Origin of the sequence: Bacillus sp. FJAT-25509 (assembly GCF_001420605.1) — a bacterium.
In the GTDB taxonomy this organism is placed as follows: domain Bacteria; phylum Bacillota; class Bacilli; order Bacillales; family Bacillaceae_G; genus Gottfriedia.
Map to the genome: position 1 here is coordinate 137,270 of NZ_LJIZ01000023.1, position 16,000 is coordinate 153,269.

General features: G+C 31.8%; 17 protein-coding genes and 2 other annotated features. Of the genes, 12 read left to right on the forward strand and 5 right to left on the reverse strand.

What is annotated here, in order from left to right:
- Nucleotides 1-27: 27 nt before the first annotated feature.
- On the forward strand, nt 28-978 hold the full coding sequence (locus AN960_RS15925) for a helix-turn-helix transcriptional regulator (protein WP_056473432.1): 951 nt from the start codon (nt 28-30) through the stop codon (nt 976-978).
- A gap of 50 nt (nt 979-1,028) precedes the next feature.
- Here AN960_RS15925 and AN960_RS15930 read toward each other — a convergent pair whose 3' ends face one another.
- On the reverse strand, nt 1,029-1,514 hold the full coding sequence (locus tag AN960_RS15930) for a GNAT family N-acetyltransferase (protein WP_056473433.1): 486 nt from the start codon (nt 1,512-1,514) through the stop codon (nt 1,029-1,031).
- Between the two features lie 189 nt (nt 1,515-1,703).
- Nucleotides 1,704-1,934: a binding site (T-box leader), on the forward strand.
- Between the two features lie 43 nt (nt 1,935-1,977).
- Nucleotides 1,978-2,204: a binding site (T-box leader), on the forward strand.
- 59 nt (nt 2,205-2,263) lie between these two features.
- On the opposite strand from AN960_RS15930, the gene AN960_RS15935 reads away from it, so the two are divergent.
- Nucleotides 2,264-3,592: an amino acid permease gene (locus AN960_RS15935; RefSeq protein WP_056473437.1), complete on the forward strand. Its 1,329-nt coding sequence runs from the start codon at nt 2,264-2,266 to the stop codon at nt 3,590-3,592.
- Between the two features lie 49 nt (nt 3,593-3,641).
- Here AN960_RS15935 and AN960_RS15940 read toward each other — a convergent pair whose 3' ends face one another.
- Both AN960_RS15940 and AN960_RS15945 read right to left on the reverse strand, forming a co-directional pair.
- Nucleotides 3,642-4,382: an MBL fold metallo-hydrolase gene (locus AN960_RS15940; RefSeq protein ID WP_056473438.1), complete on the reverse strand. Its 741-nt coding sequence runs from the start codon at nt 4,380-4,382 to the stop codon at nt 3,642-3,644.
- A gap of 117 nt (nt 4,383-4,499) precedes the next feature.
- A complete protein-coding gene (locus AN960_RS15945) occupies nt 4,500-5,075 on the reverse strand; it encodes a TetR/AcrR family transcriptional regulator (protein WP_056473440.1) in 576 nt (191 codons plus the stop codon).
- Between the two features lie 322 nt (nt 5,076-5,397).
- On the opposite strand from AN960_RS15945, the gene AN960_RS15950 reads away from it, so the two are divergent.
- The 8 genes from AN960_RS15950 (at nt 5,398) to AN960_RS15990 (ending at nt 12,229) form a co-directional block, all read left to right on the forward strand.
- Nucleotides 5,398-6,609 carry a multidrug efflux MFS transporter gene (locus AN960_RS15950; RefSeq protein WP_056473442.1) on the forward strand — a complete coding sequence of 404 codons (1,212 nt, stop codon included), beginning with the start codon at nt 5,398-5,400 and terminating at the stop codon, nt 6,607-6,609.
- 137 nt (nt 6,610-6,746) lie between these two features.
- The gene (locus tag AN960_RS15955; protein ID WP_056473444.1) at nt 6,747-7,619 is read left to right on the forward strand and encodes an AraC family transcriptional regulator; all 873 of its coding nucleotides are present in this window, start codon (nt 6,747-6,749) and stop codon (nt 7,617-7,619) included.
- A 408-nt stretch (nt 7,620-8,027) separates the two neighbouring features.
- A complete protein-coding gene (locus AN960_RS15965) occupies nt 8,028-8,444 on the forward strand; it encodes a GNAT family N-acetyltransferase (RefSeq protein WP_056473448.1) in 417 nt (138 codons plus the stop codon).
- A gap of 114 nt (nt 8,445-8,558) precedes the next feature.
- Nucleotides 8,559-9,335 carry an arylamine N-acetyltransferase family protein gene (locus AN960_RS15970; protein WP_056473450.1) on the forward strand — a complete coding sequence of 259 codons (777 nt, stop codon included), beginning with the start codon at nt 8,559-8,561 and terminating at the stop codon, nt 9,333-9,335.
- 172 nt (nt 9,336-9,507) lie between these two features.
- On the forward strand, nt 9,508-9,945 hold the full coding sequence (locus AN960_RS15975) for an RrF2 family transcriptional regulator (RefSeq protein WP_056473451.1): 438 nt from the start codon (nt 9,508-9,510) through the stop codon (nt 9,943-9,945).
- A gap of 257 nt (nt 9,946-10,202) precedes the next feature.
- Nucleotides 10,203-10,577: a DoxX family protein gene (locus AN960_RS15980; RefSeq protein WP_056473454.1), complete on the forward strand. Its 375-nt coding sequence runs from the start codon at nt 10,203-10,205 to the stop codon at nt 10,575-10,577.
- A gap of 97 nt (nt 10,578-10,674) precedes the next feature.
- Nucleotides 10,675-11,238: an FAD-dependent oxidoreductase gene (locus tag AN960_RS15985; protein ID WP_056473455.1), complete on the forward strand. Its 564-nt coding sequence runs from the start codon at nt 10,675-10,677 to the stop codon at nt 11,236-11,238.
- 154 nt (nt 11,239-11,392) lie between these two features.
- Nucleotides 11,393-12,229, forward strand: coding sequence for a DUF2935 domain-containing protein (locus AN960_RS15990; RefSeq protein ID WP_056473456.1), 837 nt, complete (start codon nt 11,393-11,395; stop codon nt 12,227-12,229).
- A 512-nt stretch (nt 12,230-12,741) separates the two neighbouring features.
- Here AN960_RS15990 and AN960_RS15995 read toward each other — a convergent pair.
- Together AN960_RS15995 and AN960_RS16000 are read right to left on the reverse strand one after the other, a co-directional pair.
- On the reverse strand, nt 12,742-13,215 hold the full coding sequence (locus AN960_RS15995) for a pentapeptide repeat-containing protein (protein ID WP_056473458.1): 474 nt from the start codon (nt 13,213-13,215) through the stop codon (nt 12,742-12,744).
- A gap of 189 nt (nt 13,216-13,404) precedes the next feature.
- A complete protein-coding gene (locus AN960_RS16000) occupies nt 13,405-13,878 on the reverse strand; it encodes a hypothetical protein (RefSeq protein WP_056473460.1) in 474 nt (157 codons plus the stop codon).
- Between the two features lie 214 nt (nt 13,879-14,092).
- Here AN960_RS16000 and AN960_RS16005 point away from each other — a divergent pair, with 214 nt between their 5' ends.
- Together AN960_RS16005 and AN960_RS16010 are read left to right on the forward strand one after the other, a co-directional pair.
- Nucleotides 14,093-14,983 carry a PhzF family phenazine biosynthesis protein gene (locus AN960_RS16005; protein ID WP_056473462.1) on the forward strand — a complete coding sequence of 297 codons (891 nt, stop codon included), beginning with the start codon at nt 14,093-14,095 and terminating at the stop codon, nt 14,981-14,983.
- A gap of 19 nt (nt 14,984-15,002) precedes the next feature.
- Entirely contained in the window at nt 15,003-15,977 is a 975-nt protein-coding gene (locus AN960_RS16010) for an HD domain-containing protein (RefSeq protein ID WP_056473464.1), read from the forward strand.
- Nucleotides 15,978-16,000: the final 23 nt, after the last annotated feature.

The following is a 16,000-nucleotide window of genomic DNA, read 5'->3' on the forward strand; positions in this document are numbered from 1 at the left end:
GTCATAGTTATAAAATAAGGTGAAAATATGTCTGCGAAGTCAAAACGATTAATTGAATTAATGATGCTCGTCAATCGGAAGCGTAAGTTTACAGTTAAGGAATTAGCTTATGAATTTAACGTTTCTACTAGAACAATCTTAAGAGATTTAATGGAGTTAAGTGAATTAGGTGTGCCTTTATATTCTGAGGTTGGTCCTCATGGTGGATATCAAGTACTAAACGAAAGAGTTTTACCTCCGATTACTTTCACAGAAGAAGAAGCAGTTTCAATATTTTTTGCTAGTCATGCATTACGGCACTTTTCCACTCTTCCATTTGAAGCGCAATCTAAATCCGCTTTGAAGAAATTTTATGCTTATTTACCTACTGATGTAAAAGATCAGATTGATGAAATGAAAAATCGGTTTGATTTTTTCGTACCAACAAAACAAGCAAAATCCCCATTTCTCTCAACACTATTAGAAACCGCTATTCGCCAAAATGTAATTAGTATTGACTACGAGTCGTATAAAGGAAAGTCGAATCGAGAAATTCAACCACTCGGAATATATGCATCTAGTGGACTATGGTATTGTCCTGCATATTGTTTTAATAGTCTTGATTATCGGTTATTTAGATGCGATAAAATTGTTTCGATCAGTCATGAAGTGGATAATGAGCCGCTCGATTTGCCGCTAATTCCGCTTGGAAAGAAATTAAAAAGTATGAAAGAAGAGAAATTAATTAAGTTTTACGTGGAGCTTAGTAGAGAAGGGGTCCAAAGATGTGAAACGGTAATTGATCCAAGGTTTAAGGTACAAACGCGGGAGAACGGAACTGGGTGGATTGAAGATTGGATTAGACCGAATGAAATGCCTTTTTTAGCCCAAATATTCATTGCAATTGGAAAAGATGCATCTGTGAAGGAACCAACCGAGTTAATCCAAAGTATAAGGAAGAAGCTTTCTGAAGTGATGGAGTGGTATAAAATAGAATAAAGTCTTAAATAAATTTCCAAAGAAAAAACTGTAATAAAGCTATAGCCTTATTACAGTTTTTTACTCATGTTATACCATTTTACTCCACCATGTGTTGAGCTAGAACTACCGTTATTGATGAAGCCATGGTTTTCGTAAAAATGAATTAAGTTTTCTTTACACGTAAGAGTTATTGAATCACGCTTATGTTCTTTTGAAACTTTTTCGATATGAGAAAGCAATTTTGATGCAATCCCTTTATTTTGGTTTTGTGGAGAAACTGCTATGCCTAAGATACTTTGATGACCACCAGTAGATGGATTTTTTTTAATTTCGCTAAATAAATCATCAGTAATGAAAGTCTCATTTATAACAGGGCCGTTTACTAAACCAACTAATTTACCATTCTCCTCAGCTACAAAAAAACTATCGGGAATTAATTTAATGCGTTTTTCGAATGCCTGTTTTGTAGCTGCCTCTTCTTTTGAAAAACAAAGATGCTCAATTTCTACAAGTTCAGTTAAATCTTCTAATCTTACATTTCGTATGTTTAGCATGGTTTTCTTCCCTCCATTTTTCTTAATTATATTATATTATTTTCATAGTTCACAAACTATTTAAACTAGCATTTTGTATAGTAGTTGAACAAAATGAAATAAAAAGATGTTGACAGAATTATGAAATAACCCCTATAATACAAAACATATTAAAAAAAGAAACAAGTTACTAATTTTAGATTAATATAGTTTTAAGCAATGAAGGGAATTTAAGTAGTACTTATCTCAATGTAATAGAGAGCTGATGGTTGGTGGAAATCAGTACAAAGATAAGCATGAATTTCGGTCCTGGAGCTATTTTTTTCGAAGTAAAGTTTAATCTTTACTGAGGGAAAAACGGTCAAATTTGATCGTTATCAAATTTTAAGAGGCAGAATATTTCTGCAACTAGGGTGGTACCGCGAATAATTCGTCCCTACTGATACAATCAGTAGGGACTTTTTTATTATTTTAACTTAATATAGAAAATGCAATGAAGGGAATACAGTAATGTTTGTTTCACTGTTTAAGAGAGCTGGTGGATGGTGTGAATCAGTACAAAAACAAGCATGAATTACAATTCTGGAGCATCTTTTTCGAAGTAAAGGTCGACATTTACTTTGAAAAAGACGGTCATCGATCGTTAAATAAAACAAGTGGCAGATATAATTCTGCAATTAGGGTGGTACCACGGTGAAAATCGTCCCTGTCGTTAGAGGCAGGGGCGATTTTTTTTTATAAAATTATAAGCTAGAAAGAGGAGATAGAAAATGGAATTACAAAAAAATTTACTACCAAGACATATCCGTTTCATGGCACTCGGTGGAGCAATTGGCACGGGTATTTTTAAAGGAACATCAGAAACTGTATCGATTGCAGGACCAGCAGTTATTTTTTCATATTTGTTTGCTGGATTATTACTTCTTGTTGTGATGAGTGCGATTGCGGAAATGGCAATTGCGTTCCCAGGTTTGAATATGAAAGGATTTATTCGTAAAGCGTTTGGTACAAGAGTTTCTTTCGTAATTGGTTGGTTGTACTGTTTTATGTGGTTAGTTGTTTGTGTGATTGAAGTAATTGCAGCAGGTAGCTTTCTACAATATTGGTTTCCTTCAATGTCTTTATGGTCTTTAAGTTTTATTAGTGCAATTTTTATTGTGGCAGTTAATTTTATGAATGTTAAACGATATGGTGAAATAGAATTCTGGTTTGCAGGAATTAAAATTACAATGATTGTTTTATTTATTGCGTTAGGCGCTGGAATTTTATTTGGAATTATTCCAAGTGATCATAGTGGATATGTACAAAATTATGTTCAGCATAAGGGATTTTTCCCACAAGGCTGGTCAGGAGTATTGTCTGCTTTATTAATAGTCATTTTTTCTTACGGTGGTTCAGAATTAATTGGATTGACTTTAACAGAAACAAAAGATGCAGAGAAAGTAATACCAAAAGTTATAAAAGGGGTTATTTGGAGAATTGTTTTATTCTACACGCTTCCAATTCTGATTATTTGCGGATTAATTCCATGGAATGAAATTGGTAATCAAGAAAGTCCATTTGTTCAAGTTTTATCAACAGTAGGTTTCCAAGGTTCAGCTCATATTATGAACTTTGTTCTAATTACAGCCGTTTTATCTGCTGCAAATTCAGGGATTTATGGTTGTACACGAATGATGTATTCATTAGCAACTGAAGGTGAAGCTCCAAAAGCTTTTGCAAAAATTTCTAAAAATGGTGTACCAGTTTATACGGTTATTGTAAGTGCAATTATTTTAATTGGGGGCACTTTTGTAGCTTATTTTTCTCCAGATCGCGTATTCGGATATTTAATGGCGATTCCTGGATTTACAGTATCATTAGTATGGATCAGCATTTGTTTAGCACAATTAAAGCTTCGTAAAACTTATACTAAAATGCCACACTTTAAAGTATGGGGATTTCCATATATAACATCATTTACAGTCATTGCTTTAGGTGTAAGTTGCGTAGCATTTGCATTCAGTGAACAGAACAGGTTAAGTATTTTTGTATGCTTAGGAATGTTAATTGTATTAATTTTATGTTCATTTATAAATGGTAAAAAACGAGCTCAATAAACACATAAAAAAGGGCACCTTATTGGGTGCCCAAATTAATTACAGTATATTAATTATTGTTAGCTAATGTTAAAAGCTGTTCATTTACATTTTCATTAACTACTCCGCCATGGTAACAAATGACTGTTTCGATATCATATTTTGTGAATTTCTTAATGGACGTAAGAGCAGTATCCATATCAGGTGTATTATTTGGATTTGGCCCCATGATTACACCATTCTCCGAAGTTAGAGCATCTCCTGCAATAAGAGTTTTACTTTGATGATGATATAAACTAATGTGACCAGGAGTATGTCCAGGAGTAAAGATGACAGTAATTCCTCCAGTATATGGTAATACTTCTTCATCAATTACTGTAGTATTGACCTTAGCATTAAGTGGTATATTGAACATCGCTTTTATTTTTTGACTTTGTTCTTCAGGAAGAGATTCGATCATTTTTGCGATTCGTTCAGGATTCATTTTAATAAAGGTTTTGTCACCTTCAATATAAGGTTTGTCTTCATTATGGGCTAGTACTTCAATTTTTTGATCAGCAGTTTTTAAGATTTCAGTAAGGCTTCCGATATGATCGATGTCTTGATGTGTAAGGATGATTTTAGACAGTTGATTAAATTCTAGACCGGCTCTCTCAATCGCTTCACGAATTTCTCCAGTTTGTCCTGGCATTCCCGTATCTACTAAGATTACTTCATGATCATCCCATAGTAAAGTTGGATGAATAATTCTTTCTTGTCCCATAAAGTTCATTACTAATTCAATTGTTTCAATACCTTTATCTATTTTCATTTAGAAAGTAAAAGCACTAAGCTTTTACCACACCTCCCTTTGTTTTATGTGAGCACTAAACTAGACATCTAAAGAAAGTTGCCTAGTTTAGTGTTCACATTTTTTGTTGCTAAAAACTTATTCTACTTCCTGCGTTTTTGAAACAGAAGAAATAAAATCATCAATCATAACATCAAAGCTATCATCTACATTTACTGGATGTTGGAAATATCCAAGGAAATTCATCGAGACAAATCCATGTAAAATGCTTCTCAGTGCTCGGCCTTGATGTATCAATAAAGTAGGGTCCGTAATATAAAACTTTAGAATTTGATGAATAATTCCAGTCGTTTCCCTAGCAAGTCGTTTAACATCATCATTTTCTGTACTCGGGATATTCATAAAAAGTCCATAACCAGTTCTATTATCAAATGCAAAATCACGGTATACATAAGCAATTTCTCTAATCGCTTGTTCACCACTTTTACCGACCAATCTTTGCATTAAAGTCGAATTTAATTTATTTAAAAGAGAAATCGTCATTTTCAATTTTAAATCATCCATATTCGCAAAATGGTTATATAAAGATGGATATTTAATATCTAGCTTCTCTGCAATTTTTGGAAAAGTAACTTGATTAAGTCCGATTTCATTAGCCAATGAAAAAGCCACTTCAATTATTTTTTCTTTTGTTAAATTTCTTTTTTGAACCATTTTTTTGCTCCCGTCTCATGTTTAGGTTTTTTACGATAGATTGTTTTTTTAAGATTAATTAGGTTGATTTCCACTGCCAATCAACTTATGCCCTTAAAGATACAATACCTAAATACAAAGTATTTTTAAAGAGAGACTATATTTACAGAAAATAGTTTAACACTTCTAATGATAATTAGTAAACTATATAATATAATTTACAAACTATAAAATATAGTTTAGTCTTATGTGTATATGAAAACTCATTGTTATTTTTTTATTTGTCTCATTCTCGAGACTTTTTAATATTGATTTTATTTTTATCAAAAAGGAGGGGGATATGATGTTATTGTGGAAAAGAAATTTGATTGTCTGCTGGTTTGGCATGTTTGTAACGAGTATCGGGATGAGCCAACTTGGTCCGGTATTACCCCTATATATTGATAAACTTGGTGTTCATAATTCTGCATTAATTAGTCAATTTTCTGGGATTGCTTTTGGGGTAACTTTTATTATTTCAGCAATTTTTTCTCCTATTTGGGGTTTGGCAGCGGATAAGTTTGGACGAAAACCAATGCTTTTAAGAGCAAGTCTTGGTATGTCAATTATTATTTTTTGTATGGGTTTCGCACATAATGTCTATGTTTTAATTGGTTTAAGACTTTTACAAGGCGTCATTACCGGTTATGGTACAGCTTGTACAACTTTAATCGCAACGCAAACAGATAAAGAGCATGCGGGTTCGGCATTAGGTACACTTTCAACTGCAAGTATAGCAGGTTCATTACTTGGTCCTATGATTGGAGGCTATATCGGTGAGACTGTGGGCTTACAAAATGTGTTTTTTGTAACAGGCGGACTCATGATGGTGGCGTTTATTACAACAGCATTATTTGTAAAAGAATCATTTACTCACCAAAATAAAAAAGTGCTTAAGTTTAAGGAAATTTGGTGTCTTATTCCGGATAAAAGCTTAATGATCACAATGTTCATTACTTTTTTTGTTTTAACAATAGCTCTTTATTCGATTGAACCAGTTATTACTGTCTACATTTCTCAGCTATCTGCTCATTCTACACATGTTGCATTGTTAGCGGGTATGGCATTTTCAGCATCAGGATTGGCAAGCATTATTGCTGCTCCGAGATTAGGTAAGATTTCAGATCGAATTGGTCCTCATAAAGTTATATTCGTTGCACTGATCGTTTCAGGTTTAATGGTTATTCCACAAGCATTTGTAAAAAACGCTTGGGAATTGATGGGACTACGATTTATTTTAGGTTTGGCAACGGCAGGATTAACTCCAGCTGTTAATACATTAGTTAAACGAATTACACCGGATGCCATTACCGGTCGAGTATTTGGATTTAACATGTCAGCTGGATATTTAGGTGTGTTTGTCGGTTCCGTTTTAGGTGGGCAAATTGGAGCATATTTAGGTGTGAAATATGTATTTTTTGTTACAAGTGCATTATTGCTACTTAATGCAATTTTGGTTTATGTTAAAGTTAATAAGAAATTGAATGTAAAAGAAGATTTTAAATTATCGATGTAAAAAGTTTTAAATTTTGGGAGCTACTTAATGTGGCTCCCTTTAAAAATAGTAAATGAGAACACCCTACATAACTTAGCATGAAAAGTCGGATTGATTAATTTCGTTCCTGTTATTCTATTGAAGAAGGAGGTTATAAAATGGATTTGTTAAAGAATATGAATGATGCTTTAGTATATATTGAAGAAAATTTGACGAGTGAGATTGACTATAAAGAGCTTTCTAGACGGGCTTATTGTTCTGAGTATCACTTTAAAAGAATGTTTTCGTTTCTTGCTGGAATTTCTCTTTCAGAGTATATACGTCGTCGCCGCCTTACCGCCTCTGCGTTTGAACTTAAAGATCATAACAAGAAAATAATTGATATTGCTTTAAAATACGGATACAATTCTCCGGATTCCTTTTCGAGGGCCTTTCAAAACTTACATGGAATTACTCCGTCAGAAGCTAGAAATAACGGCAATTCGCTCAAAGCATATCCACGAATGACCTTCCAATTATCAATTAAAGGGGGAAATGAAATGAACTATCGTATTGAAGAAAAAGAAGCATTTCGAATCGTAGGGATAAAAAAGAGAGTTCCGATTATTTTTAATGGAGTTAATCCCGAAATTGCATCCATGTGGAAAACTTTAACGATGGAAAAAATAACGAAACTAAAAGAACTCTCCAATGTTGAACCGATTGGTATAATTAATGCATCAACAAATTTTTCAGAAGGTAGAATGGAAGAAAAAGGAGAGCTTGATCATTATATTGGTGTTGCCACTACAAATGACTGTCCAAAAGAGTTAATTCAACTTGAAGTTCCTGCATCTACATGGGCAGTATTCGAAGCAATTGGAAAATTTCCAGATGCATTACAAGAAGTGTGGGGACGAATTTATTCTGAATGGTTTCCATCCTCTGATTACCATCAAGTAGAAGGTCCCGAAATTTTATGGAATGAACAGAAAGACATCACATCACCAAATTTTAAGAGCGAAATATGGATACCAATCTCTAAAAAATAAAAAAAGAAAGAGACATACGCTCTTTCAAGTTTCTGATTGATTGTTATTTAAGTGATCTAGTTTATCTGAAATACTTTTGAGAATTTGATTTTTTTCTTGTTGAATTTTTAGGAATTTTAAAAGGAACCAAATCATAAAAACAAAAGGTGCTATGTAAAACAAAATCGGTATGATTGAAAATAGAGGAAAAAACACGTTATCCATATAAATCCCACTCCTTTTGGAAGATTATACCATAATATTTAGATTAAAACCTTCTAATTTTTGAAGGTTTTTTTGTTTCGATCTTATTCAGTAAGGTTCTTGGCTAAGAATGGTTTTAAAAGGAAAATAACGTTATTTAGAGAATGTACTATTAAATAAGTAAATTTAGTTGCTATAAGTCGAATATAATAATGGGAGAAAAAAATGAAAATAGTGAAACAATGGGTACAAGAAGATAGTGATTTTATTAGAAAAAAAGTAATTGAATATAATGCTAAAAACCTTCCAGATGAGAAGAGTGCACCATCTGAAGAAATAAGCTTTGTCGTTAGAAATGATCAAGAGGAAATAGTAGGTGGAATTACAGGAAGGATGTATTGGCACCATTTATCTATAGACTTCTTATGGGTGTCTGAGGAGTATAGACATGAAGGCTTTGGTAGTCAGCTAATCAATCAAATGGAAGAATTTGCAATCGAAAATGGATGTCGCCTTATTAAAGTAGATACTTTTAGTTTTCAAGCTCCAAAATTTTATAAGAAGCATGGTTTTAAAGTATTTGGCGTAATTGAGAATCATCCAAAAGGGTATAATCAATATTATTTTGAAAAAAGATTATAAGAGACAATCTAAATTTTTGATGGCATGAAGTTGCTTTTGCAGCTTATTTTTTTTAGCTTTTAAACTAAAATGGTATGATTAATTAAAAGTTTGATGAGACAGGAGGAATAGTAAATGAGCGAGCTTAATTTATTGTTTCGAAAAAGAATCGGATTACGAGATAATGAAGTGATTAACTTTAATAATTTAAATGACATTCTTGAAAAAACAGCAAAAAATATACCTTTTGAAAATCTTTGTATTATAGAAAATAATACGAATGAGATCACCCGAGAAAATTTAATTAGTAAATTATTAGTAAAAAGTGAAGGTGGTCTCTGCTATGAATTGAATTCATTACTTTATTTATTTCTTCTTGAAAATGGGTTTAACGTGAGATTAGCTAGAGGGGTTGTTTATGATAATATTGCTCAAAAATATCCTACTTTTGGAAGAACACATGTCACGATCCTATTAACACAAAATGAAGATACATACTTAATTGATACAGGATTTGGAGCGAATCTTCCTTTAAAAGCAGTTCCTTTTACTGGTGAGAAGATAACTTCTAGTAATGGTGAGTTTCGAATTAAAAAAGAAGATACAAAATTCGGGGATTATGTTTTGATGTTAAAACTAAAACATAAAGATCCTAATTGGAGAATTGGATATGCATTTGATTCACGCGATGTGATTTCTGGTGTGTCCGAATTTAATGAGATTCAAACAATTATTGCTGAGCACGAGGAATCACCATTTAATAAAAATCCTTTAATAACTCAATTGACAAATGAGGGAAATAATACTTTAACGAATACTTCTTTTACACAATGGATTAACGGAGTGGTAACGAAAGAGGATATTGATGAAATGAGATATAAAGAATTAGCAAAGCAACATTTTGGGCTTTAAAATTAATAGATTTTCGATTTTTAGTAAACGGCTTCTTTGAACAAATTGTTGAGTAATTAATGGTAAAAATTGTTAATAACATTCTTCTAACCATTCTATTGCCTATGAAAATTTATTGTTCTATCATTTGCTTAATAAGTATTCAACCAAGTAATTATAGGAGTGAAAAGCAATGAGTAGTGCAAACAGAGGTGTCAATATTGGCCCACCTCGTTTTAAAATAGCAGTTCATGCAATAGTTTGGTTGGCAAATAGTGGTGGTATGTTATCAAGTGCAATGATCGCAGAGCAAGTTGATTCTCATGCGACATTCATGCGAAGAGTAATGCAATCTTTATCCTCAGCAGGTATTGTAGAATCCAAAGGTGGCCGTGAAGGCGGTTATATTTTAAAAAAGGCGGTTGATTTAATTACCTTAGGTGAAATCTATACTGCTGTTAATAAGGTTCCCATAGAACAAGAAATGTCAGTTGACTGTGGTGAAGCCGGAGAACAGTTAGATTTAGAAATAGAAAGAATATTATTTGAAGCCGAACGCCAGGCTTTAGATTATTTAAAGCTATTTACAATTGAAGATGTTATGAATCGAATTGACTTTTTTAAGGATTAAAATGTAGATTAATAGCTTAATAAGGAATTAAAAGCACTAAATAATATAGCAGGTAACACTGCTTTTTTATTTTGTCTAAATTATTTTTTTAATTGATTACTAATAAAAAAGATGAATAATGAACTAATTAAAAAACCTCTAACTATTTTTACTGATTGTAGTAACCATTCTAATCAAAATTTTACATTGAATAGTTACTTTTGGAGTAATATGTGCTTTTTTCAATTGCATATATATTAGTAAAGGGGTGATAAAAAATGGATATTTTATCAATTATCTTGCAAATTTTATTAGCTCTTATGTTTTTAATTGCTGGGTTAGGGAAAGTTTTTGGTTCAAAAACGAGTGTTGAAAGTTTTAATCACTTGAAATTAGCACAATGGTTCAGAGTAATTACCGGATTAGTAGAATTGGTTGGGGCAGTTTCATTGATTATTGGATTTTGGGAAGAAAGTTGGGTTCCAGCGGGTGGTTTATTATTAGGAGTTGTAGCTATCGGTGGAATAATAGCACATATCCGTGTTAAGGACTCGTTTAAACAAACTTTTACAATATTATTATTAGGTATTATTGCGTTTGTACTTTTATGGATTAATTATTCTGATCTCTCAAGTTTCCCGGGATTTAATTAATTTACGATCAATTCATGCAGGGATTATTAAGGCGACGACAGAATAATAATTACAGTACTTAAATCAATCTTATATGTAAAAAGGAGCGATTTTAATAATGTATGATATCGTAATTATCGGCGCCGGACCAGCGGGAGCAAGTGCTGCTTTATTTGCAGCAAAAGCTGGTAAAAAAACTTTAGTATTAGACAACGACAAGAGTATAACGAAAAAAGCATGGATTGAAAATCATTATGGGGTTTCAGAAATTACAGGTCCAGATTTAATAGAAACAGGAAAAAATCAAGTTAGAAAATTTGGAGCTGAAATTATTCAAGGTACTGTAGGTAATATTGTGAGTTCAGAAAATGGCTTCAATATTGAAACTGAAACAGCAACTTATGAAGCAAATCAAGTGATTTTAGCTACAGGCTTAAGTGTGGAATTAGCTGAAAAAGTAGGACTAAACACTAAAGCTGGAACAGAACCTCGCATAAAGACCGTACTTGATGTAGATTCGACTGGTAAAACAAATATTGAAGGAGTATGGGCAGCGGGAACTGTTGCAGGAACAAGTGTTCATACGATTATTACAGCAGGCGATGGAGCAAAAGTTGCGATTAATTTGATTAGTCAATTAGATGGTAAACGATATGTTGATCATGATGTTTTGAAATCATAATCTATGATTAAATAAATACTCTAGCATTACTTCTATTGAAGTAATGCTTTTTTTATAAACTAAAATTTTAGTAGTCTAATCGCTAATCTACTTAATAAAGATGTATCTGTAATAATTCATTTTTTCATCAATATATTAGGAAGTGAAATGAATTATGTTAGGAGGGGTCCGATTGTCGGATGCATTTATAGCACGTTCTTTAGATGAAATTCTTTTTTGGTCTAGGATTATGAAAGAGCATTCTCTATTTCTTAAATTAGGATTTAATTGTGATGATACTGAATTAATTCAAGAAGCAGATCACTTTTATCAGCTCTTTGAAGGAATTGGAAATAAGGCCCAATCATTTTCGCTTCAAACGGATCCTCAGCAAATTAAACAGTTTAATAATGAGGTTCATCAAGCAGCTTCTATGATTTGGGCTTATAAGCGTAAAATTCTTAATTTACTCCTAACTTGTAAAATAACGGGCAATAACTTTCCTTTATTAGTTGACCATACAAGTAGGGAAGCTGCTTATTTTGCAAATCGCTTGACTGAACTAAATAATGGTCAACTTCAACCGCTACCTGCTGCAATTATCCAAGAAAATGTTTTCTTTTTAAGAATTATGGCAGACCATGCAAAATTTATTGGACATCTATTAGATCCGTCGGAAAGAAAATTAGTAGATCAAGCTAGGGAATTTAGTCATGATTTTGATCAGCTTTTATACCAAGCCGTAGATTTAGAATCAATGAGACCACAATCGGAAACAGTTCCTATACTTGACCAATTCCTTGATGAAAACCGTGTATCGGTAAAATCACTTAGAGATTTTAAGAAAACAGCACGCGACCTAATAGAAGCTTGTAGAATTAAAAGTATCATTCACCCACTGCTAGCAGACCATGTATTTAGAGAAGCAGATCGATTTTTGCATATAATTGACGCGTTCGAAGCACAGTTAACAGGGAATGGAAACAGAAATATTGTACTGGACGACCATTAAGAACAACGCGAGCTAACAAAATAGACACGAAAAAAGAATCTGATTAAAGATTCTTTTTTTATTGCGGGTTGAAAGATCACATCGGTGAAAAAAGCAAAAATATTAAAATCCTTACTCATAAAAGGCTCATGGGTAAGTATAAAAGTAAGCACAAGAATATAGGTTACTCATGAGTGGTTCATGAGTAAGTAAAACAGCAAAAAGAATTAAAAAGGTTACTCATAAGTGGTTCATGAGTAAGTAAAACAGCAAAAAGAATTAAAAAGGTTACTCATGAGTGGTCCATGAGTAAGTAAAACAGCAAAAAGAATTAAAAAGGTTACTCATGAGTGGTTCATGAGTAAGTAAAACAGCAAAAAGAAGAAAAAAGGTTACTCATGAGTAGTTCATGAGTAAGTAAAACAGCAAAAAGAAGAAAAAAGGTTACTCATGAGTGGTTCATGGGTAAGCAAAAATACAAAAAGACGAAACTACCTTACTCATAACACGTTTTGGATCTTTTTATGTAGAAATTACTTTCTCTCTCTATAACTCTTTAACAAATCCTCAACTAAAATGCCATTAATTTTCAATCCTGATAAATTGCAATTATTAATTTCGACATGACTTAAATCACAGTCTGTGAACTGACTAGTTGTTAAATTGCATTTCTCAAATTTAATAGAATTAGAGTGATCGTTTTGATTTAGATCCTCCGGAATGACAATATTGCGGAAGCATGTACCAGTTAAATGAACATGATCAATTACTAAGTCTCTTAAATTACCATTTGTTATTTTAGTATTAGATAAATTAACATCTGAAATTCGGGCTCCAAATAAATTCACATCATTCAATTCGAGATTTCTCATGTTTGCATTTTTAAATTTCGAGTTCGCCAAGCTTACATTATTAAAGTCTAAGTTCTCAGCTCTTACTTCATTAAATGTTGAAAAAGACATATCCGTTTTTTGTAACTCAAATAATGCAGTCTTCCAATTTGACATTTGGTCTCCTCCTAAAGCTTTGATAATTGAATATATTTAACTTTCTTCCTGAGAATCCCTTCACTCTTAATCATTTTTATTTTCGACAACTAACCATGTAAATGAAAAAAATAATAAAATAAAGCATTAATAATCAGTTTGATCATTAATGCTTTATTAAGGAAAAATATAAAATAATTGCTAAGGAAATTAATATAGAACGCTTATAAATTCAAAGGCTGTAAAGATAAAAGATCCAAAAATAATAGTTGCTCCTGTTGAAGTGAAATATTCATCAGGATCGATGATTACAGATGTTGTATGCCATCCATCAATATCAGGTGTTGCTTCACCAGTTGTACGTGGGGCAAATTTAATATAAAGCATGAGTAATAGAGCAAATAGACCGACAAACGGTGCAGTAGATGAAAATCGCATATCAAAATAAAGTGCAATTAAAAAAGATATAAAATATAAAACTATAATTGATATACTTAATTTTAAGAATTGTTTAAGCCAGTAATTGCGGCGATTAATTGGTTGGTCACGCAATACTTCTTTCATTTTCTGCGCATCCTTGTATCGAAAATATAATCCAATTGGCCATGCAATTAAGAAGCAGATTAAGGTAAATGCTAAGCATAGTATAAGTTTTACTCCGAAAGCTGTTATGAATAATGACATATTTTCCTCCAAAATTTTAATGATTATTACTATTTTATCAAACTTTCAAAATAAAAATATTAGAAAAATGTAAACGGTTTAATTTATCAATTTAATAATGTATATTATAAAATAATTGAATATAAGCACTACTCTAGCAATCTCATAAAATTAATATTATTTTTAAATTAATATTAGAGAATAGATTTACCTAAAAACTAAATGAGGTGGGAAAATGAAAAGTATTACTGTATACCATTACGATGCTTTTAGTAAAGTGCCCAATAAAGGAAATCCAGCTGGTGTCGTTTTAGATTGTGATTCTTTGACTGATTATGAAATGCAGGATATTGCGAAACAAGTGGGATTTAATGAAACTTCATTTCTATTAAATTCGAAGGTTGCTGATTATAAAATTCGTTATTTTACACCGGGGCATGAAATGGATTTATGTGGTCACGGGACAATGGCAGTAATATATGCTTTGGTTACTAGAGGGGTAATTGAGTTTAAAAGTGAGTTAACAATTGAAACAAAGGCTGGTATTTTGCCAATCAAGATTCATAATTCGAATAATGAGATCTATATAACGATGAAACAAAAACAACCAGAATTTGTAGAGTTTAAAGGTTCAATTGATGATGTAGCGTCCTCAATTGGTCTTACTGTAGAAGAAATCGATATAAGTCTACCAACTCTTTATGGGAGTACAGGTGCTTGGAATTTACTTTTACCAATAAAAAAATTATCTTCATTTGAAAAGATGAAACCTAATAATCTACTTTTTCCTAGTATTTTGAATGAAATTCCAAAAGCGTCGGTTCATCCGTTTTGCTTAGAAACATATGATTCAAATGCTGATTTTCATGCACGTCATTTTTCTTCTGCGTTTTCGGGAACGATTGAAGATCCGGTTACAGGTACTGCCTCTGGGATAATGGGAGCTTATTATGCTAAATATATTAATAAAGATGTTAATGATGCAATTGAATTAGTTGTTGAGCAAGGTACTGAAATTCAAAAAGACGGACGTGTAAAAGTAAATGTAAAAAAAGTAATTTCGACTTATGACATAGAAATTACTGGGAACGCTGTTTATGTTAAGGAGATGGAATTTCAAATTTAATATTTAAAAGGAGTACAGTATGATTTTGAGCGATAGACTATATGGACAATACAATATTGATCAAGTTCTTGTTGAATTAATCGATACAAAACCAATTCAACGGTTAAAAAAAATTCATCAAGCTGGTGCTACCTTTTTAGTGGATCACCACTTTAATGGAACTCGATATGACCATTCTATTGGTGTTATGTTGTTAATAAAAAAGTTAGGGGGCTCTCTTGAGGAACAAATAGCGGGTTTATTACATGATGTTTCTCACACAGCATTTTCTCATGTTATTGATTATGTTTTTGATAATAGCGAAGAAAATTATCATGAAACAATCTTTGAAAAAGTAATTATAGATTCGGAGATCCCTTCAATACTTGAAAAATATCATATTGATATTAAAGAAATTTTTGATATAGATAAATGGGAAATACTTGAAAAAGAGCTTCCGAAGCTATGTGCAGACCGAATAGATTATACATTAAGAGATATGCATACATATTTTGGAACACCTAAAAAAGAAATTGAAGCGTTTTTAAATTCATTAGTTATTGTAGATGGAGAAATCTGTGTAAACTCTATTGAAATGGCGGAGTGGTTTACAGTTATTTATTATAAACTTGCTATTGATTATTTTTTAGGTCCAATCAGCATCTATTCTTACGATTCACTTGCAAAGATTATTAATCTTGCATTACAAAAAGAAATTATTAAGTTAAACGATTTATTACTGGATGATATGCAGTTAATGAAATTAATTCAAGAAAGCAATGATAAAGAAATACTAGAATTAATAAACAGTTTATATGCAAAAGTTGAGCTCGAAGAAAATGATCAGGATTATGATATTCATAGAAAAGCTAAAAGAAGGATTATCGATGTTTCTGTATCATTAGACGGTAAAACTGTCCAACAATCATCACTTTTATCAGATAATATTACTAAAATGAATAAGGCCGCAATTGAAAAGTCCGAAAAAGGAACATTTGTAAAAATTAAAAGATAGAGTAAAAAGTTTGAAAAATAACT